Origin of the sequence: Frankia sp. R43 (assembly GCF_001306465.1) — a bacterium.
Taxonomy (GTDB): Bacteria; Actinomycetota; Actinomycetes; order Frankiales; family Frankiaceae; genus Parafrankia; species Parafrankia irregularis.
Genome location: NZ_LFCW01000002.1, coordinates 779695 through 798628, shown reverse-complemented (window position 1 = coordinate 798628; position 18934 = coordinate 779695). Strand labels below are relative to the sequence as shown.

General features: G+C 72.6%; 16 protein-coding genes. 9 read left to right on the top strand and 7 right to left on the bottom strand.

Annotated elements, in window-relative coordinates; translation table 11 throughout:
- Nucleotides 1–381 precede the first annotated feature (381 nt).
- The 3 genes from ACG83_RS11370 (at nucleotide 382) to ACG83_RS42195 (ending at nucleotide 2508) form a co-directional block, all read left to right on the top strand.
- The gene (locus ACG83_RS11370) at nucleotides 382–819 is read left to right on the top strand and encodes a MerR family transcriptional regulator (RefSeq protein ID WP_369812872.1); all 438 of its coding nucleotides are present in this window, start codon (nucleotides 382–384) and stop codon (nucleotides 817–819) included.
- A 193-nt stretch (nucleotides 820–1012) separates the two neighbouring features.
- Entirely contained in the window at nucleotides 1013–1471 is a 459-nt protein-coding gene (locus ACG83_RS11365; RefSeq protein WP_035953426.1) for a MerR family transcriptional regulator, read from the top strand.
- A 191-nt stretch (nucleotides 1472–1662) separates the two neighbouring features.
- Nucleotides 1663–2508 carry an ATP-dependent Clp protease proteolytic subunit gene (locus ACG83_RS42195; protein ID WP_076829179.1) on the top strand — a complete coding sequence of 282 codons (846 nt, stop codon included), beginning with the start codon at nucleotides 1663–1665 and terminating at the stop codon, nucleotides 2506–2508.
- On the opposite strand, the gene ACG83_RS47730 is transcribed toward ACG83_RS42195, so the two are convergent.
- Both ACG83_RS47730 and ACG83_RS11350 read right to left on the bottom strand, forming a co-directional pair.
- Nucleotides 2437–3096 (bottom strand): helix-turn-helix domain-containing protein, encoded by a 660-nt coding sequence (locus ACG83_RS47730; protein ID WP_304438429.1) that lies wholly within the window; start codon nucleotides 3094–3096, stop codon nucleotides 2437–2439. The two genes, ACG83_RS42195 and ACG83_RS47730, sit on opposite strands and share 72 nt — an antisense overlap.
- A gap of 74 nt (nucleotides 3097–3170) precedes the next feature.
- The gene (locus ACG83_RS11350) at nucleotides 3171–5456 is read right to left on the bottom strand and encodes an ATP-dependent RecD-like DNA helicase (RefSeq protein ID WP_369812871.1); all 2286 of its coding nucleotides are present in this window, start codon (nucleotides 5454–5456) and stop codon (nucleotides 3171–3173) included.
- Between the two features lie 740 nt (nucleotides 5457–6196).
- Between ACG83_RS11350 and ACG83_RS11340 the strand changes: the two genes are divergently transcribed.
- Nucleotides 6197–6934 (top strand): neutral zinc metallopeptidase, encoded by a 738-nt coding sequence (locus ACG83_RS11340; RefSeq protein ID WP_083473147.1) that lies wholly within the window; start codon nucleotides 6197–6199, stop codon nucleotides 6932–6934.
- 21 nt (nucleotides 6935–6955) lie between these two features.
- On the opposite strand, the gene ACG83_RS11335 is transcribed toward ACG83_RS11340, so the two are convergent.
- Nucleotides 6956–7489, bottom strand: a complete 534-nt coding sequence (locus ACG83_RS11335; protein ID WP_054566096.1) for a pyridoxamine 5'-phosphate oxidase family protein — start codon at nucleotides 7487–7489, stop codon at nucleotides 6956–6958.
- 314 nt (nucleotides 7490–7803) lie between these two features.
- On the opposite strand from ACG83_RS11335, the gene ACG83_RS11330 reads away from it, so the two are divergent.
- The 4 genes from ACG83_RS11330 (at nucleotide 7804) to ACG83_RS11315 (ending at nucleotide 12543) form a co-directional block, all read left to right on the top strand.
- Nucleotides 7804–8745 (top strand): SAM-dependent methyltransferase, encoded by a 942-nt coding sequence (locus ACG83_RS11330; protein WP_054566095.1) that lies wholly within the window; start codon nucleotides 7804–7806, stop codon nucleotides 8743–8745.
- A gap of 79 nt (nucleotides 8746–8824) precedes the next feature.
- On the top strand, nucleotides 8825–10375 hold the full coding sequence (locus ACG83_RS11325; protein WP_054566094.1) for a TetR/AcrR family transcriptional regulator: 1551 nt from the start codon (nucleotides 8825–8827) through the stop codon (nucleotides 10373–10375).
- Nucleotides 10376–10717: 342 nt separating this feature from the next.
- Entirely contained in the window at nucleotides 10718–11032 is a 315-nt protein-coding gene (locus ACG83_RS11320; RefSeq protein ID WP_006543133.1) for a hypothetical protein, read from the top strand.
- Nucleotides 11033–11046: 14 nt separating this feature from the next.
- Complete coding sequence (locus ACG83_RS11315) at nucleotides 11047–12543, top strand: class I adenylate-forming enzyme family protein (RefSeq protein ID WP_054566093.1); 1497 nt, start codon at nucleotides 11047–11049, stop codon at nucleotides 12541–12543.
- A gap of 122 nt (nucleotides 12544–12665) precedes the next feature.
- On the opposite strand, the gene ACG83_RS11310 is transcribed toward ACG83_RS11315, so the two are convergent.
- Both ACG83_RS11310 and ACG83_RS11305 read right to left on the bottom strand, forming a co-directional pair.
- The gene (locus ACG83_RS11310; protein WP_152991344.1) at nucleotides 12666–13400 is read right to left on the bottom strand and encodes a VIT1/CCC1 transporter family protein; all 735 of its coding nucleotides are present in this window, start codon (nucleotides 13398–13400) and stop codon (nucleotides 12666–12668) included.
- A 70-nt stretch (nucleotides 13401–13470) separates the two neighbouring features.
- Nucleotides 13471–15405 carry a hypothetical protein gene (locus tag ACG83_RS11305; RefSeq protein WP_054566092.1) on the bottom strand — a complete coding sequence of 645 codons (1935 nt, stop codon included), beginning with the start codon at nucleotides 15403–15405 and terminating at the stop codon, nucleotides 13471–13473.
- 578 nt (nucleotides 15406–15983) lie between these two features.
- Here ACG83_RS11305 and ACG83_RS11300 point away from each other — a divergent pair.
- Nucleotides 15984–17288 carry a cation:proton antiporter gene (locus ACG83_RS11300; RefSeq protein ID WP_054566091.1) on the top strand — a complete coding sequence of 435 codons (1305 nt, stop codon included), beginning with the start codon at nucleotides 15984–15986 and terminating at the stop codon, nucleotides 17286–17288.
- Here the strand turns inward: ACG83_RS11300 and ACG83_RS11295 are convergent.
- Nucleotides 17275–17928, bottom strand: coding sequence for a response regulator transcription factor (locus ACG83_RS11295; RefSeq protein ID WP_054566090.1), 654 nt, complete (start codon nucleotides 17926–17928; stop codon nucleotides 17275–17277). The genes ACG83_RS11300 and ACG83_RS11295 overlap by 14 nt on opposite strands.
- A 2-nt stretch (nucleotides 17929–17930) precedes the next feature.
- Entirely contained in the window at nucleotides 17931–18923 is a 993-nt protein-coding gene (locus tag ACG83_RS11290; protein ID WP_054566559.1) for a histidine kinase, read from the bottom strand.
- Nucleotides 18924–18934: the final 11 nt, after the last annotated feature.

The window sequence follows — 18934 nt, the reverse complement described above, 5'->3', positions numbered from 1 at the left end:
GCCCGCCCGAGGCACCTGCGGGCCGGCCCACCGGAGGAGAGCGCCCCGCCCACGGGACGAGACCATGCGGGCCGCCGGCACACCCCGGCGATCCGGGCGCGGCCCTCCGATGCCCGCCTGCTCCGCGACCCGCCGAGCAGGTCCGGATCTTCCGCCCCTGGCCGATTTTCGCCGGACTCCCAGACGTCGTACAGTGCTCCCTACCAATGGCACAGTCTCTGTAGACGTGTTCGGGAGTCACCCCGTTCGGCCGCCTGTCCGCCACGGCACACGATTCCCGACCCTGACGTTAGGGTAGCTTTGTCGACGATACGCAGGGACGAATCCCATCCCGGCCTGATCCGCCGCAACGCTCTCCAGATCGGAGAAGTCGCAGAGCGGGTGGGATTGTCACTGCGAACGGTCCGTTACTACGAGGAGGCCGGCCTTCTCGTCCCCACGGGCCGCACACCCGGCGGTTTTCGCCTTTATGACGACGACGCGGTTGACCGCCTCCTTCTCATCAAGAAGATGAAGCCCCTCGGTTTCACGCTCGAGGAGATGCGGTCGCTGCTCACGGTCCGCGACGAGCTGGCCGACCCCGGGCTGACCGCGCAGCGGCGGGTGGAGCTTCGGGAGCGGCTGCGGACCTGGGCCGTCCTGGCCGAACAGAAACTCGCGGCCCTGCGTGAACAGGCCGGTGTCGCCGAGGACTTCGTCGTCGGCCTGCACGGGGACGTCGAGCGGTCCCGTGCCGGCTCCGACGACCCGCACGGGCAGCCCGGCCAGTCGGCACAGCAGGGGCGGCCGAGCCAGGTGGACGACCAGCAGGCCCAGTGACCAGTCCCGCCGCGCACCGCGCCGGGTTCGATCGCTCCGGCGCGTTCGGCGCCGCCTCCATGCCCGCCGGCGGGTCCGCAATATGCTGGGTTCGCCCCTGCCGGCCACGGCGCGGCAGCCGAATGCGCCCCGGCCGGCGCGGTCGCGCCAACCCCACAGTCACCCCGCCCGCGATACCGACGTAAGGGTCGAATTGTCCACGACTGGCAACATCACCCCGTCCTCAGCCCACCGCGGCAGCTACGAGATCGGCGAGGTCGCCACTCTGGTGGGGCTGTCCCTGCGGACGGTCCGCTTCTATGAGGAGGCTGGCCTGCTCGTGGCCGTCGGGCAGGCCGACGGTGGCGGGCCGCTCTACGACGACGACGCGCTCGACCGTTTCCTTCTCATCAAGAAGATGAAGCCGCTCGGTTTCACCCTCGACGAGATGCGCGCGCTGGTGGGCCTGCGGGAGGAGATCGAGCAGGACGGGCTTCCCCGGCAGCGACGCGAGGAGCTGCACGAACGGCTCTCCGCCTGGGTCAGCCTCGCGGAGGACAAGCTGGCGTCGCTGCAGGAGCAGGTGCGCGTCGCCGAGGACTTCATGGTGACGCTGCACGACGACACCGTCCGCGCCCGGCTGCGTTTCGACGCCGACCCGGACGCCTACTGACGCCTGCCGCTCCTGGCACCGGGCGGCTCCTGGCACCGGCGGCTCCGGGTCGGCACCGGCGCTGTGCTCTGCCAGCAGCAGATCTGCCGGAGGCAGAGCACACCCCTGGCGGCCGTCGCCGTCGGTGAGGCTGGCAGCGCCGGCCCTTCGTCGTCTCCCACCCCCGCCGGGCCGGCGGGAGGTCAGCCACCATGCACACTTCGTCCAAGGCTCACCCGCGGGTCCAGGCCCGCCCACAGCTGCAGGCCCACACCCGGTTCCCGGCGCAGGCGCAGTTCCCGGCGCAGGCCCAGCTCCCGGCCCACGCGGGCGGTGACGCCACGGGCTCACCGTCCGGACCGTCCGAGGAGCACGTCTTCCAGCGCCTCCTCGCGAACCGCATCGTGTTCCTCGGTTCGGCGGTCGAGGACGCGATGGCGAACGCCATCTGCGCCAAGCTGCTTCTGCTGGCCGCCGACGACCCGACCGCGGACATCTACCTGTACATCAACTCACCGGGTGGCTCCGTCAGCGCGGGAATGGCCATCTACGACACGATGCAGTACGTCTCGAACGACGTCGCGACCGTCGCGCTGGGGCTCGCCGGCTCGATGGCCCAGGTCCTGCTCACCGCGGGCGCGCCCGGCAAGCGCTACGCACTGCCGCGGTCACAGGTGCTGATGCACCAGCCATCCGGCGGCATCGGCGGTGGCAGCTCGGACATCGCGATTCAGGCCACCCAGATGCTGGCCACCAAGCGCCTGCTCCAGCAGCTGATCGCCCTGCATTCGGGGCAGCCGGTCGAACGCATCGAGGCGGACGCCGACCGGGACCGCTGGTTCACCGCCGAGCAGGCACGCGAGTACGGCCTGGTCGACCATGTGCTGCACCGTGCCGGCGAGCTGACCGACGGCCCGGCGGGTGGCCCGGCAGGAGGCCTGGGCGGCGGCCCGGCGGGTGGCCCGCCCGGCGGCCTGGTGGACGTCTCAGCGCGCCACGACCGCGTGCCACGCCACGGCGGACCGGCTCCCGAAACCCGGGTGGCCCGGCCCGCCTGACGCAGCGGGCACGGCCGGGCCCGCCGCCCCGGGACGGACCGCGGGCCGGCGCTGCAGCCCTGGCCGCGGCGAGAGCGGGTACCGGTGGCGGGCGAGCGCCCGGCGGGCCAGGTGGCGGCCGAGGACCGCATGCGGACCGGAGAAACCACCGGACACGATCTCGTGCGGCCCGGCCACCCCCACCTGGCCCGCCTGGCCCACCAGACCGCCGCCGGAGCGGACAGCGCTGACACCGAAGCCGGCGCTGGAGCTGGAGCTGTAACTGGAGCTGACGAAGCCGACCGGGCGGGCGGGCTGCGCGGGCAGAGGCTCATAGCGGACGAGCTCACCCATCACGACGACGAGCAGGTCGACCAGCCTGATGCCCAACGCGCGGCAGATCGCCGCGAGCACCTCCGAGGAGGCCTCCTTGCGGCCGCGTTCGACCTCCGAGAGGTACGGCATCGACACCTGGGCCGCGTCGGCGACGTCCCGCAGGGTGCGGCCCTGTTCCCGCCGCAGCCGGCGCAGCGCCTCTCCGTACAGGTCACGCAGCGGCGGCGTGACCGCCTCGCGGGCCCCGGCCACCGGTCCGTCGGTTGTCGTCACGCCCGCGTCCTCTCCCCGCCCTGCCCCTGCACGCAGGGTACGCGCCCCGACGCGCCGGGACGACGGCCTCCCGGTCAGGAACCTGCCGAACCCACCGCGGTCCGCAGCCGGTGGGCGAGCGAGGTGTGCCGCTGGCCGTGGCCGGCCGAACGGACCGCCTGGCCGATCGCGCGCCGCGACCCGACGATCACCACCAGCCGTTTCGCGCGGGTCACCGCCGTGTAGAGGAGGTTGCGCTGGAGCATCATCCAGGCACTCGTCGTCAGCGGGATGACCACGGCCGGGTACTCGCTGCCCTGCGAGCGGTGGATCGTCACGGCGTAGGCGTGCACCAGCTCGTCGAGCTCGGTGAAGGCGTAGTCGACGTCCTCGTCCTCCTCCGTGCGCACGGTCAGGGTCTGGTTGTCCTCGTCGAGCGCGGTGACGACGCCGAGCGTGCCGTTGAACACGCCGTTCGCGCCCTTGTCGTAGTTGTTGCGCACCTGGGTGACCTTGTCGCCGACCCGGAAGACCCGCCCGCCGAAGCGGCGCTCGGCCCGGTCCGGGCGGGCTGGGGTGAGCGCCTCCTGCAGCGCGATGTTGAGCGCGCCGGCGCCGGCGGGCCCGCGGTGCATCGGCGCGAGCACCTGGATGTCGCGGCGCGGGTCCAGGCCGAACTTCGCCGGGATGCGGCGGGCGACGACGTCGGCGGTGAGGGCGGCGGCCTGCTCGGCGTCCTCGGCGGCGAAGAGGAAGAAGTCGTCGAGCCCGCGCACGTGCGGCTGCTCGCCCCGGTTGATGCGGTGCGCGTTCGTCACCACACCCGACTCGCTCGCCTGCCGGAACACCTGGGTCAGCCGCACGTGCGGGATGGGAGTGCCGGGGGCGAGCAGGTCGCGCAGCACCTGCCCGGCGCCGACGGACGGGAGCTGGTCGACGTCGCCGACCAGCAGCAGGTGTGCGCCGGGTGCGACCGCCTTGACCAGCTTGTTCGCCAACAGCAGGTCCACCATGGACGACTCGTCGACGACCACCAGGTCGGCGTCGAGCGGGCGGTCCCGGTCGAAGGCCGCGTCCCCGCCGGGGCGCAGCTCCAGCAACCGGTGCACGGTCGACGCCTCGTGGCCGGTCAGCTCGGCGAGCCGCTTGGCGGCCCGCCCGGTCGGCGCGGTGAGCACGACCTTCGCCCGCCGCGCGCGGGCCAGCTCGACGATCGACCGGACCGTGAAGCTCTTCCCGCACCCCGGCCCGCCGGTCAGCACCGCGACCCGTGACGTCAGCGCCAGGGTCACCGCCGCCTGCTGGCCCTCGGCGAGCTCGACGCCGGTGCGCCCGTGCAGCCAGCCGAGCGCCCGCTCCCAGTCGACGTCGGCGAAGGCCGCCAGGCGGTCGGTGTCGGCCCGCAGCAGCCGCAGCAGCTGGTTCGCCACCGAGACCTCGGCGCGGTGGAACGGCACCAGGTAGACGGCGGCCACCGGCTGCTGCGGGTCCTCCCCCGGCACCTCCTCCCGGGTGACCCCCTCCTCGGCGACCAGCTCGGCGAGAGCTTCGATCACCGCCCCGGTGTCGACGGCGAGGATGCGCACCGCGTCACTGATCAGCTGGTTCTCCGGGAGGAAGCAGTGACCGCCGTCGGTCGCCTCCGACAGGGTGAACAGCAGGCCGGCCTTGATCCGCTGCGGGCTGTCGTGCGGGATGCCGACGGCCTGCGCGATGACGTCCGCGGTGCGGAACCCGATGCCCCAGACGTCGGTGGCCAGCCGGTAGGGCTCGGTGCGCACGACGCCGATCGAGGCGTCCCCGTACTGCTTGTAGATCTTGACCGCGAGTGACGTCGAGACACCGACGCCCTGGAGGAAGACCATGACCTCCTTGATGGCCTTCTGTTCGTCCCAGGCGGCCGCGATCGCCTTCGTCCGCTTCGGGCCGAGCCCGGGGACCTCGATGAGGCGCTCCGGGGTGTTCTCGATGACGTCCAGCGCGGTGAGGCCGAAGTGGTCGACGATCCGCTCGGCGAAGCGCGGGCCGATCCCCTTGACCAGCCCGGAGCCCAGATAGCGCTGGATGCCCTGGATGCTGGCCGGCAGGACGGTGGTGTAGTCCTCGACCTGGAACTGGCGCCCGTACTGGGGGTGCGACCCCCACCGCCCGCGCATGCGCAGCGACTCGCCGGGCTGCGCACCGAGCAGCGCGCCGACCACCGTCAGCAGGTCACCGCCGCGGCCGGTGTCGACGCGGGCGACCGTGTAGCCGGTCTCCTCGTTGGCGTAGGTGATCCGCTCCAGCACCGCCTCCAGCACGGCGAGCTGGAACGGCGCGCGGCCCGCGGCAGTATCCGCGGCACCACCCGCGGCAGTTGTGGACACGGCCGCTCCCTCCATCCTCAGGCCAGGGCCGCCGGCGCGCGCGAGACGTGCGCGTGGACGTCGCCTGATTATCAGGCCCGGTCACGACACCTTCGGGGGGCGGTGCGGTTCCGGGTCCAGGCCCAGCGGAGCGCCTCCGCCGCCGCCGAACAGGACCCGAGGGTTCTGGTCGCCAGAGCCAGCGAACGTGTGGCAGATCGCGAGCTTCGGGCTGTGGCCGCCGCCAAACGGGACCTGACGATCGGGGTCGTCGGGACGACGAAAATCCTCGGCTCTTCGCGCCGCCGCGTCGGGCGGCCGCCGCGACTGTGGCTGCTGCCGGGCAGCAGTTGAGGATCGTGGTCGTTCTCGCAACCAGAATCCTCAGTTCTTGCGGATTGCCAGGTGGCTCTGCGCCCCTTTTGCCGCTCTTGATGTGAATCGCCGGACCGGCGCTGCGCGATGGCACGGGATCCCCGTCCCGGCCTGCCCGCGACCCACCGTCGGCGACCCACCGCCGGCGGACCGACCCACCGGCGGGCTGACCCGTCGGTGCCGCTCACCGGGGGCGCGCGACGACCATCACATCCCGCCGGACGTCCGATGGCGGGCGCCGCCGGAACGCAGATGTGCTGGGCACGGCCGCTGCCCGGGGTAAACCGGCCGGCCCGTAGAGGCCATCCCCCCGAATTCGGGGATCCACGAAGGCCAGCGCACCTGCCAAAAGCCGCACTTCGCTCTTTACGGTTGCCGTCGTGCACGCCAGAAGGGCCTTTGTGGCCGCATTCACCCTGTCGGTCCTGCTGCTTGCGAGCTGGTTCGGTTTTTCTCCCGGGACGACGGCGGCGGCATGGGCGGAGACGCCGAGGCCGGCCTGCGGGGGCCGGGTCTCCTCGACGGACGACGTCGTCGCTCTGATCACCGAGTCCGCCGACTGCCCGGGCTCGGTGAACGGCTACTGGCGCAACCAGCTCGGGACGGCGTGGACCGAGCCGCACTACGTGCCGTACCGCAACGGCGAGATCCCGAAGATCGCCTGCGCGGACGGCGTCACCGATCCCCAGGTGTTCGCCGACAACGCCCTCTACTGCACCCTCGACGACACGATCGCCTACAGCACGGACTTCATGTCCCGGCTCGCCGACGACGGCGGCCCGTCCTACCCGGCCTTCGTGGTCATGCACGAGCTGGGCCATCGCGGCGACCGGATCGCCGGCGTGCTCGGCGCGGTGTCCCGCGCCGAGGAGAACCAGGCCGACTGCCTCGCCGGCAACCAGGCCCGTTTCGCCGTCGACGCGGGCCGGCTCACCCAGGACGAGGCCGTGAACGGCACCACGCTGTTCTACAGCCTCGGCGACACCCGCGGCGGCTGGCTCGACCAGGGCGGCACCGCGCCGGACGCGCACGGCACGCCGGCCCAGCGCGCCCAGTCGTTCTCGCTGGGGTACCAGCAGAGCATCGCCACCTGCCGCACCATCGGCCAGTCCCGGGACGGGAACGTCCCGCTGATCTGACCCGGGGTGGCCTGATCCGGCTCAGCAGCGCCGGCCGGCGGAGCCCGGCGTCGTGGAGCGCCCGGACACCGAGTCCCAGTGGATGCGGATCCAGGTCGGCCGCTCCAGGTTCGCCGCCCAGGGTGCGAGCCCGCGGGCCTCGAGCCGCCTGATCTCGGCGTCGTCGCGGACGGCCTCGGCGTACCCGTTCATCAGGACGCTCCAGCCGACCCGGACGGTCTCGTCGAAGCCGTCGACCTCGAACGCGACCACGCTGTGGCTGGTGGCGGCGGAGAGCTTGGACCCGACGCGGGACCGGAACGCGATGGTGTTGCCGTCCACGATGTAGTTGACGGGGAGCACGAGCACCTCGCCGTCGGCCGCGAACGCGACCCGGCCGATGCGCTCGCCGCCGACCAGGCGCAGGCACACGTCGAAGGTGAGGACGCCGAAGCCGGCGTGGTCACGCGGGATGTCCTGCCCGGGGATGCCCCCCAGATCACCGTCAGCCCGTGCGGCGGCGGAGGCCGCCGGAGCGCCGATGTGCGCAGGAGCAGGAGCATTGGTCCGCGTCATGACGGCCTCCCTGGTCGTGGATCTGGTCGTGGAACCGGGGTTCTGACCGGTTACCGGGCCACCGTAGGCGTGGCCCGCCCGCCGCGGGCAGTGTCGGTCGCCGCGTTCGGATGGTTCCTGCGGCCGGTCACCGGCCGCCGTCCGGACGGGCGGCGGCCGGGACCGATGGCCGCCGGAACCGGGCCGCGGCACCCGATGGCTGCCACCCGCGCCTGACCGCGTCGCGGACGACAAAGGCCACGACATAGGCCACATCCGGGGCCGAAAACTCCAACAAGCACCACCCTTCGAGAGCATCCAGCTACGTTCAGCGCATGGACGAGGTTCCTCGCGGCGTAGGACGGACGGCGCTCGCCACGGCCTGGATCCGGGCCAGGGCGAGCCGCCGGCCGGACCGTCTCTTCGACGACTGGCTCGCGCAGCTCTTCGTGGACGCGGCCGGCGACGCGGTGCCCGTGGTCCCACCCGACGCCGACGACCAGCTGCGGATGTGGGCCAGAACTCTGATGACCTACCTGGACGTCCGCACCCGCTTCTTCGACGACGAGCTGGGCGCGGCGGTGGCCGCCGGCTGCCGGCAGGTGGTGGTGCTGGCCGCCGGACTGGACACGCGGGCCTTCCGGCTGCCCTGGCCGGACGGCACCCTCCTGTTCGAGGTCGACCGCCCCGACATGCTGTCGTTCAAGGAGCGGGTGCTCGCCTCGACGAGCTTGCGGCCTCGGTGTGAACGCCATCCGGTGGTCGCCGACCTGACCGAGGACTGGGTCGACCGGCTGCTGCGGGCGGGCCTGCGCCCGAGCCTGCCCACGGCCTGGCTGGCCGAGGGCATTCTCGTCTACCTGGAGGCCGCCCAGGCCGAGCGGCTGCTGACGAACGTCACCGACCTGTCCGCGCCGTCGAGCCGGTTCGCCCTCGAGGACGCGACCGGCCTGTCGAAGGAGCTGCTCGACGAGGTGCGCCGGATACCGCCGATGGGTGAGTTCGCCGAGCTGTGGCACGGTGGCCTGCAGGGCGAGTCGGCGGCCTGGCTCGGCGACCACGGCTGGCGCGGCCACGAGACCACCTTCACCCGGGCGGCGGACCGGCTCGGCCGGCGCCCGGACCAGTCGATGCCCATCGAGGGGTCCTTCGTGACCGCCCAACGGACCGGCCCGTCGGAGCCGGCCGGTGTCACCCGGGCCACCGCGCCAAGCCACGCCGGGGCGACCGAGAGCAACCGGTTCAACGGGCGCCGCCCCTGGGCGACCACCGGGTGAATTCCACCTTTCGGCGAACGCGCGTGTTCCGACGCGCGGAACGGAATACAACGCCGCCTGTTCGCATACTCTGACGTGGATGTCCGAGAACGAGATCCTTCGGCGAGCGAGCTACGGCCCCACCAGTCCGGTGGTCGGAGCGCGCGGTTCACGTACCCGCGCACGCGTCGTGGAGACGGCCCTGGGCCTATTCGAGGCGCAGGGCTTCCACGGCACGTCGGTGGATGACATCGCCAAGGCCGCCGGCGTGTCCCGGGCCACGCTGTATCAGTATTTCGAGAGCAAGGAGCAGATCTTCATCGAGCTGCTCCAGGAATGCGGAACGGCGCTCATGCGGGTGGTCCGCCGGATCGGCCCGCTGGAACCCACCGAGCTCGGCTTCGACAATCTGCACTGGTGGCTCGGCGAGTGGGCCTGGGTCTACGACCGGTACTCGACCATGTTCGTCCAGTGGGCGAACATCAGCTCGCCCGGCACCCCGATCCCGGAGATGGCCAGCCGCTTCCTGGCGGACTATCACGAGCGGATCGCCCGGCGGCTCACCGCCTCCGGTGTGACCGGCATCGATCCCGTGGACGCCGCGGTCGTGCTGACCACGCTGGTCAACGCCGCGAACTACACGAGGCACGTCGACGGCGCGGCCGGTCCCGCAGCCGGGCGCACCGCCGGCCAGGGCAGCGGTCCGGGTACCGGCCCGGGCGGCGCGCGGCCCGCCGCACGCTCTACCGCGATCAGCACGGAGCACCTGACCGACGGGCTGGCCGTCCTCATCCAGCTGCTGCTTTTCCCACAGACTCCGCCGGCCGTTTTCGCGCAGCTCGGCCGCGAGATTCCGACACCGCGCCCGCCGAGCGGCGGCGAGCGGCTGTGGTCCGCGCCGTCGGCGGCGCCGGCCTCGGCATCAGCACAACCGCCGGCCCCGGCGGCGCCCGCACAACCACCGACACCGGTTTCTTCACCGGTCGCCGCACCGCGCCCCGATGACCGGTTCGCCGGCCTCAGCAGCCGGGCGGGAGCCACCGTCGCCCGACTGCTCGACGCCGGCGTCCAATGCTTTACCGAAAAGGGTTACCACCAATGTTCGGTGGATGACGTCGTCTCACTCGCCGGTTACGCCCGCGGAACCTTCTACAAGTATTTCGACGAAAAGCTCGACCTGCTGGTGGCGCTGAGCGACCGGGCACTGGGAGCCATCACCGAGCTTGACGAAAGGCTGCGCGGAATCCGCGCGGCGACCACACCGGCCGCGCCCGCCGCGCCCGATCCCGGCGATCTGCGTGACTGGCTGGATGCGGTCGCGACCTTTGCGCTGCGGTATCTCGGGGTCACCCGGGTGTGGCTCGACCAGCAGCCACACCATGCGCGGCTGGACGAGGTCCGGCGGGTGATGAGCGAGCGGCTGCACACCGGCTACGCCACCGTCCCCGGCGGCGGCCGGTGGCCGCACCCGCTCGACCCGCGGATCGCCAGCATCGCGTTCTTCACCGTGCTGGAGCGGCTGCCCGAGGCGCTCGTCGACGCCACCCCCGAGCGGCCCGTGGCGCAGATCGTGGACGTCATGGCCGCGGCGCTCGACCGCACCCGCCTGCTCACCGGCGTCAGCCTCCCGGTGGCGCCCGACCTGCCGTAGTCCCTGGTAGGAGCAGATCTCCAAGTCGTCACGGCAGGAAGCAGCGCCGTCGCCGTCAGTGAACTTCAGCGCCGTGGGCGGAACACGAATAACCTCGTGACCTGTGATTGCCGGCACCACCTGGTCCCGGATTCGGTCGCCCGCGCCGTTTCGTGACGATGTTTCGTCGCGGCGGCCGCGGCGCCGCACCGCCGTCGCGCCCCCGCGGCCCGTGCGTACGACCGAGCCCGACGACCGCGGTGCCCGGCGGGCACGGATCCGTGGCGGTTCTGCGATGTCCTACGAGGCGAGAACGGCCCTTCCACGGCCACGGTGGGAGGCCCGCACAAGGAGGTCACACGGGTGAGCACCCTGGTCAAGCCCGGTACGCGCTACAAGTCCACGGTGTGCGACACCGAGGTGATCATAGTCAAGCCCGCGTCCGCCGCCATCGATCTGCGGTGTGGTGGGCATCCGGTGGTCCAGGTCGGCGAGGAGGCCCCCGCCGGGCTGACGCTCGACCCCGCGTTCTCCGCCGGCACGCCGCTGGGCAAGCGTTTCGCCGATCCGGAGTCCGGGCTGGAGCTGCTGGCCACCAAGGCCGGCGCCGGCTCGCTGTCGATCGGCGACGTCCCGCTTCCGCTGAAGGACGCAAAGCCCCTCCCCTCCTCTGACTGACGGGCGAGAAGCACATGCACCTCGGGATGCTGTTGGAGATGGCCGCGGACGGCTTGGCCGACCGCGTCGCGCTCGGCCCGCTCGCGGGCGGGCTCACGTTCGCCGAGCTCGGGCACCAGGCGCGCCGGGCCGGCGCCGCGCTGGCGGCGATGCCGGGTGACCGGGTCGGCCTGATCGATCTGAACTCCCCCGCCGTGCCGCTGACGCTGTTCGGGTCGGCACTGGCGGGCAAGCCGTTCGTCCCGATCAACTACCGGTTGGCGGACGAGCAGCTGCGCGCGATCGTCGCCCGGACCGCACCGGCGACGATCGTCGTCGGGGCGGGTGTCGCCGAGCGGCTCGGTGACATCGACGGCATCCACCTCGTCACCCGGGCCGAGCTGCTCGCCCTCGCGGCGGACAGCGAGGCCAAGGAGGCCGACGGCTGGGGCGGTGACCCCGAGGACATCGCGGTGCTGCTGTTCACCAGCGGCACCACCGGCGAGCCCAAGGCGGCCGTCCTGCGCCACCGCAACCTCACCGAATACGTGATCACCACGGTCGAGTTCGCCGGTGCCGCCGACGACGAGGTCGGGATCGTCAGCGTCCCGCCGTACCACATCGCCGGTGTGTCGGCGTCCTGCTCGGCCACCTACTCGGGGCGCCGGACCGTGCAGCTCGAGAGCTTCGAGCCGCGGGCCTGGGTGGACCTCGTCCGGGCGGAGTCGGTCACCCACGCGATGGTCGTGCCGACCATGCTGGGCCGCATCCTGGACGTCGTCGAGGCGGACGGGCTCGGCCTGCCGTCCCTGCGGTCGATCTCCTACGGCGGCGGGCCGATGCCGGTGCCGGTCATCGAGCGCGCGGTGACGATGCTGCCGCACGTCGGCTTCGTCAACGCCTACGGGCTCACCGAGACGTCCAGCACGATCGCGGTGCTGGGCCCGGACGACCACCAGGCGGCGATCGGCAGCACCGACCCCGAGGTCCGGGCCCGGCTGGGTTCGGTCGGCCGGCCGCTACCCAGCCTGGAGGTCACGATCCGCGACCCCGCCGGCGTGGAGGTGCCGACCGGGGAGCGCGGCGAGATCTGGGTCCGCGGTGGCCAGGTGTCCGGGGAGTACCTCGGTATCGGCCGGATCGAGAACGACGGCTGGTTCCCGACCCGCGACGAGGGCCACCTGGACGCGGGCGGCTACCTGTTCGTGCACGGGCGTCTGGACGACGTCATCGTGCGCGGCGGGGAGAACATGTCCCCGGGCGAGATCGAGGCCGTCCTGGTCACCCATCCGGCCGTCGAGGAGGCCGCGGTCGTCGGCATCCCGCACCGCGAGTGGGGCGAGCAGGTCGTCGCGGCCGTCGTCGCCTCCGGCGAGGTGACCGAGGAGGAGCTGCGCAGCCACGTGCGGGCGCAGCTGCGCTCCAGCCGCACGCCCGAGCACATCCAGTTCCGCTCGGAGCTGCCGTTCAACGAGAACGGCAAGCTGCTGCGCCGGGTCCTGCGCACCGAGTTGGAGAACGCGTTCACCTGAGGGTGGACAACAGGGGGTTGACAGGGCTCGTGCCGGCCGGACGGTGACGTCCGGCCGGCCGGCGCCGGTCAACCGCCAGCCCGCGGTCGCCGCCAGCCCGCAGTCAGCCGCCGGCCGGCCGGTCAGCCCATGGAGGCGTTGACGAGCACGCCGATGCCGTAGGTCGCCGAGGCGGCCACCAGACCGAGCAGCAGCTGGCGGGCCCCGCTGTAGGCGAACGACCGTTCGGTGAACCTGCTGACGACGGCCCCGAGCAGGAACAGCGCCAGCCCGGCGAGCATCGCGGCCAGCGCGAACGAGGAGAACCCGAGCAGGTAGGGCGCCACCGGGATGACCGCCCCGACGGCGAACGCACAGAACGACGCCCCGGCCGCGCCGATCGGGGAGGGCAGCTCGTCCAGGTTCAGCCCGAGCTCGGTGCCGACATGGGCCCGCAGCGCGGAGTCGGGCCGGTTCCCCAGCTGGCGCGCCACCGACGCGGCGGTCTGCGCGTCCACCCCCTGGCCCTGGAAGTAGGCCGCCAGCTCCGCGGCCTCGGCCTGCGGGTACAGCTCCAGCTCGCGGCGCTCCACCTCGATCTGCGCCCGCATCGCCTCGTTCTGCGACCGGACGGAGGTGTACTCCCCGGTCGCCATCGAGAAGGCCCCGGAGGCCAGGCCGGCCAGGCCGGCCAGGATGACCGCCGGCCGCCCCGCCGCCCCGCCCGCGAACCCACTGATCAGCGCGACGTTGCTGACAAGCCCGTCCATCGCGCCGAAGACCGCGGGGCGCAGCCAGCCGGCACCCGCGGAATGAGCGGAATGGCCGGCCGGATGCGCCTCCGCCGGCCGCGCCACGCTCGTCTCGTCAGTTCCCACGGGTTTCGAGGCTAAGGCCGACCGCCACCCGGCGCAGCGCCTTCGTGACGGATCTATCCCACATGCACGTCTATCCCACATGCACGAAGGGGCGGTTCTCCGGGTCCGGCTCGGCCTCGCGCACGATCTCGCGGGTCATCGAGGCGACCTCGCCCACGCCGAAGAACACGAACCGCGCCAGGTTCTGCAGCGGGTTGCCCTCGGACCACTCGAAGTACACATGCGGCCGGGTGCCGGTCAGGTCCCGCAGGTGCAGCAGCAGCGCCGCGATCGCGTTCGGCACGGACGTGCTGGTCAGCCTCAGGATGCGGTACCCGTGCCGCTCCCGCCCGTGGACGACCAGCTCGCTCTCGAACTCCGAGGAGTCCGGGACGTCCACCTCGATGAACAGCAGGTGCTGTGCGGGCGGGACGTGCAGCAGCTCGTGCGCCTTGCTGGCCTTGTCCGCGTACTCGGCGGCCTCGCCGGTGTCGAACTCGTTGGCGACCAGGTGCAGCGCCCCGGCCCGCGCCGCCTCCTGCACCCACCGGGTCGCCGCCGGGTCCAGCTCGATCCCGGTGACCCGCAGCTCGAACGACCGCACCGCCCGGGACAGGAAGGACACCAGCAGGATCACGACGATGAAGATCGAGCCGATGATCAGCCCGTCCGGCCGTTCGATGATGTTCGCGATGGTGGTGTAGACGAACACGGCGCTGATCACGCCGAACCCGGCCGCCCCCCGCCAGCCGCCACGGTGGTGCGCCGAGATCGTCACCGCGACCGACGCCGACGTGATCAGCACCAGCACACCGGTGGCGTAGGCGCCGCCCTGCTTGTCGACGCTCGCGTCGAACACCAGCGTGACGACGAAGCCGATCACCGTGAAGACCAGCGCCAGCGGCCGGACCGCACGGGCCCACTGCGGCGCCATGCCGTACCGGGGCAGGTAGCGGGGCACCAGGTTCAGCAGGCCGGCCATCGCCGAAGCGCCGGCGAACCACAGGATCGCCACCGTGCTCAGGTCGTAGGCGGTACCGAAGGCGTTACCCAGCTCCTCATGGGCCAGGTAGGCCAGGGCCCGCCCGTTGGCCGGCCCGCCCGGCTCCACCAGCTTCTCCGGGATGAGGACCGTCGTCGCGAGGCTGCTCGACAGCAGCAGCACCCCCATGATCAGCGCGGCGGTGGTCAGCAGCCGCCGGGCCCCCTGGATACGTCCCGCCGGGCGTGCCTCGGTGTCGCCCGGCGCGCCGCGGATCAACGGCATCACCGCGACACCCGTCTCGAAGCCGGACAGGCCGAGCGCCAGCTTCGGAAAGATGATCAGCGCGACACCGACCAGCGCGACCGGGTTCGGATGCTCCGCGACCAGCAGCCGATGCCAGTCCCCGAGCATCGACGGGTGGGTCACGACCTTGACGAGCGACACCGAGATCACGGTCAGGCTGAGAGCGAGGTAGACGGCCACCAGCACCACCGCGATCCCGACGGCCTCGGTGAACCCGCGCAGGAAGACCGCGCCGAGCAGCGCGAGCAGCACCAGCGTGACGGCGACGTGATGGCCGGCCAGCGCGTCCGGGGCGTACGGGTTCTCCAGCAGGTGCGCGGACGCGTCCGCCGCCGACAGCGTGATCGTGATCAGGAAGTCGGTGCAGGCGAACCCGAGCAGCACCAGGACCAGCAGCTTTCCCTTCCACCAGGAAAGATGCTTCTCCAGCATCGCGATGGAGCCCTCACCGTGCGGGCTCTCCCCCGCCACCCGCCGGTACACCGGCAGCGCCCCGCACAGCGTCACCACGACGAGCACCAGCGTCGCGATCGGACTCACCGCCCCGGCGGCGAGAATCGCGATGCCGGGCTGATAGCCGAGGGTGGAGAAGTAGTCCACCCCGGTCAGGCACATGACCCGCAGCCAGTGGTGGCGCTGGTGCTCCGGCTCGGGCTGGGTGTGCGGCCCGGCGTGTCGCCGCGCCTGCTCGGTCCCGGCCATCAGCCAGTCCCCCACCCGCTGGCGCACCGCGGTCATCCGCGGCCTCGGCGGTCACAGGCATGGCGTCGGGCCACCGCGAGCGGCTGGCCGGTCGTACAGGGGCGGAGCATGGGGCATGTCTCCGGTCCGTCGCGGGCGCTGGCGGCAGCGCGCAGCGCGGTGGGCACACCTCGGCCCGTGCTCGACGAACCTACGCCGATACTGGCAGCCTCGGCGACCTGCCGCCCGCCAGCCCCCGGCCGGCCCGCCGGCCGAAGCCGCCTGCCGGTACGAGGCAGCCCGCCGGTACGAGGCAGCCCGCCGGTACGAGGCAGCCCGCCGGTACGAGGCAGCCACCGACTGCCAGCTCTGTCGTACTCGATCGCCACGCTGTGACGACCGTCCCATCGTCGTCGTGACCGGCGTCGGCCGCGGACCTCTGACGGTGTCCGTGGAGTCCGGTCCGGGGCCGAAATGGGTGTGCGCCCCGATGGTCACCGTCGTCGCCTTACCGGATCGTTGACCGAAACGGTTGTCGTGACGCAAAGGTGAGGTGCGCAGTGCTGAAGGAAGCCGAACACAGGCGGGCGGGGTCGCTCACGGCTGGGCCGAGCCGGACCCGGGGAGGCTGATCCGTGGGGCACGCCGACACCCTGCTCGCCATGGGCGGAGCCTTCCTGGCCGCGGCGCTGCTGGCCCGCGCCGGGGTCCGGATCGGGCTCCCGACCATCCCGCTGTTCATGCTGGCCGGAATTCTGCTCGGCCCGCACACCCCGGGTGTCGTCCTGGTGGACAGCCCCGAGGACCTCGAGATGCTCTCCGCGCTCGGGCTGGTCCTGCTGCTGTTCTACCTCGGGCTGGAGTTCCACCTCGACGACCTGCGGCGGGGCGGGCGGCGGCTGTTCGCCGCCGGCGGCATCTACCTGCTCCTCAACGTCGGGGCCGGCCTGGGGTTCGGGTTCGCGCTGGGCTGGGGAGCGCGGGAGGCGCTGGTGCTGGCCGGCGTCCTGGGTATCTCCTCGTCCGCGATCGTCACCAAGATCCTGATCGACCTGGGCCGGCTGGCTCACCCCGAGACCCGGCTGATCCTGGGTGTCCTCGTGGTGGAGGACCTGTTCCTGGCGATGTACCTCGCCGCGCTGCAGCCCGTCCTCGCCGACGTCCACGGCGTCGGGGAGACGATCGCGCAGGCCGCGAAGGCGTTCGGCTTCCTGGTGGCGCTCGCCGTGGTGGCCCGGTTCGGCACCCGGCTGGTCGGCCGGCTCATCGCCGTGCGGGACGACGAGCTGCTGGTGGTCACGTTCCTCGGAGCAGCGGTGCTGGTCGCCGGGGTCTCCGAGGTGCTCGGCGTCGCCGACGCGATCGGCGCGTTCATGGTCGGGCTGATCTTCGGCAGCACCAGCTCCGCACCGCGGATCCGCGAGCTGGTGCATCCGCTGCGCGACGCGTTCGCGGCCATCTTCTTCTTCGGCTTCGGGCTCTCGATCGACCCCGGTGACGTCGCCGGGGTGGCCGGGCCGGTTGCCGCCGCCGTCGCGTTGACGGCCGCGACGAGCGTGATCGCCGGTCTGGTCGCCGCGCGCCTGCACGGGTTCGGAGCGCAGCCCGCCGCCAACATCGCGACCACCCTGGTCGCCCGCGGCGAGTTCGCGCTCATCCTGGCGGCCATGGCGGCCGGCGCCGGGCTCGACGGCCGCCTGGCGTCCTTCGTCGCGGGGTACGTGCTGGTTCTCGCGGTGCTCGGTCCCATCATGGCCGGCCGGTCCGGCTGGCTCGTCCGCCTGCCGGCGGCCGTCGGGAGGAGTCCCGCGAGGACTCCCGCGGATACCGCCGTTCCCGTTCCGTACGGCGCGCCGCAGGGCGCCACAGCTCATCCGCCGCCGGATGAGCCGACGCCGCACGCGCCGACGCCGCACGACTCGCCGCTCACGGCTCGATGAGCCCGGCGCGGATCGCGTAGCGGGTCAGCTCCAGCCGGTCCCGCAGGCCGAGCTTCTGCAGCAGGTTCGAGCGGTGCCGCTCGACCGTCTTGACGCTGATGAACAGGATGTCGGCGATCTGCCGGGACGAGTGCCCCTCGGCGACGAGCTTGAGCACCTCCTCCTCCCGGTCGGTGATGACCCGGCCGGGACCGGGGTCGCCGGCCGCGGCGCGCTCGAGATAGTCGCGGATGAGGGCGTTCACCGCCCCCGGGTAGAGGAACGCCTCACCGCGCACCGCGGCCCGGCAGGCCTCGACGAGATCCCGGTCGGCGACGGACTTCAGCACGTAACCGGACGCGCCGGCCCGCAGCGCGGCGAAGAAGTACTGCTCGTTGTCGTACATGGTCAGGATCAGTATCCGGACGTCCGGCAGCGCCCGGGAGAGCTCGCGGGCGGCCTGCAGGCCGGTCAGCCGCGGCATGGCGATGTCGAGGATCGCCAGGTCCGGCTGTTCGGCGCGGGCCCTCTCGATCGCCTCGGCGCCGTCGGCGGCCTCGGCCACGACGGTCAGGTCGGGCTCGCTGTCGAGAATCAGCCGTACCCCGCGGCGGACCAGCGCGTGGTCGTCGGCCAGCAGAATCCGGATCGGTCGGGGCATGGTCAGTCCCTCTCCTCGCGCAGCGGCACCCGCGGCCCGTCGGGCACCCGCGGCTCGTCGGGCAGCGGCACCCGCAGCCGGACCTCGGTGCCACCGCCGGCGGCGGGCCCGATCGTGAGGTCGGCCCCGATCAGCAGCGCACGTTCGCGCATGCCGCCGATGCCCGAGCCCTCCGCGGCGCCACCGAGCCCGCGGCCGTCGTCGCGGACCCGCAGCTCGATGCCGGTGCCCCGGCGAGCCACCTCGAGGCGGGCGTGGCGGGCGCCGGCATGGCGGGCCGTGTTGGTGAGGCATTCCTGTGCGACCCGGTACAGCACCAGCTCGGCGTCCCGGCCGAGGCCGAGGTGACGTTCGACGCTGTGATGGACCACGAGCCCGCCCGTGGTGAACTCGCCCGCGAGCGCCTTGAGCGCGCTGGTCAGCCCGAGCTCCTCGAGGACACCCGGACGCAGCCGGCGCGCGATGCGGCGGATCTCGTCGAGCCCGTTGCGGGTGGTCTCCTGCACCTGCCGCAGCCGCGCGCGCAGCGGCGGCGGTGCGGTGTCCGCGACGCTCTTGAGCTCGAGCAGGACCGCCGTGAGGGTCTGGCCGATCTCGTCGTGCAGCTCCTGCGCGATCCGTTGCCGCTCCGCCTCCTGCGCGGTCAGGGCGCGGGCCGTGCTGGCCGCGCGCTCCGCCTCCAGCCGGTCCAGCATCGCGTTGAAGGTACGGATGAGATCCCCGATCGGGCCCGCCTGCCCGGCGGCCGCCAGCCGGTGGCCGGGGCGCGTCAGGTCGATCGTGGCCATGGCCCGGATGAGCCGATCGATCGGGCGCAGGCCGACGCGCAGCAGCACGGCGTTCGTCACCAGCATCGCGGCCAGCCCCCCGGTGAGGATCAGCACCTCGGTCCGGACCACCGGCGCGGAGACGGTGACCGGGCCGAGCATGAGCCCGAGCATCGCCGCGGTGAACACCGCCGCGTTGAGCGCGAAGACCCGCCAGAACAAGGTCAGCCCATGGGCCC

Bases quoted from the DNA above. Each gene is read 5' to 3' on its own strand.
- ACG83_RS42195 (WP_076829179.1), top strand. From the start codon at position 1,663: ATGCACACTTCGTCCAAGGCTCACCCGCGGGTCCAGGCCCGCCCACAG.
- ACG83_RS11350 (WP_369812871.1), bottom strand. From the start codon at position 5,456: ATGGAGGGAGCGGCCGTGTCCACAACTGCCGCGGGTGGTGCCGCGGAT.
- ACG83_RS11335 (WP_054566096.1), bottom strand. From the start codon at position 7,489: ATGACGCGGACCAATGCTCCTGCTCCTGCGCACATCGGCGCTCCGGCG.
- ACG83_RS11330 (WP_054566095.1), top strand. From the start codon at position 7,804: ATGGACGAGGTTCCTCGCGGCGTAGGACGGACGGCGCTCGCCACGGCC.
- ACG83_RS11325 (WP_054566094.1), top strand. From the start codon at position 8,825: ATGTCCGAGAACGAGATCCTTCGGCGAGCGAGCTACGGCCCCACCAGT.
- ACG83_RS11315 (WP_054566093.1), top strand. From the start codon at position 11,047: ATGCACCTCGGGATGCTGTTGGAGATGGCCGCGGACGGCTTGGCCGAC.
- ACG83_RS11305 (WP_054566092.1), bottom strand. From the start codon at position 15,405: ATGACCGCGGTGCGCCAGCGGGTGGGGGACTGGCTGATGGCCGGGACC.
- ACG83_RS11295 (WP_054566090.1), bottom strand. From the start codon at position 17,928: ATGCCCCGACCGATCCGGATTCTGCTGGCCGACGACCACGCGCTGGTC.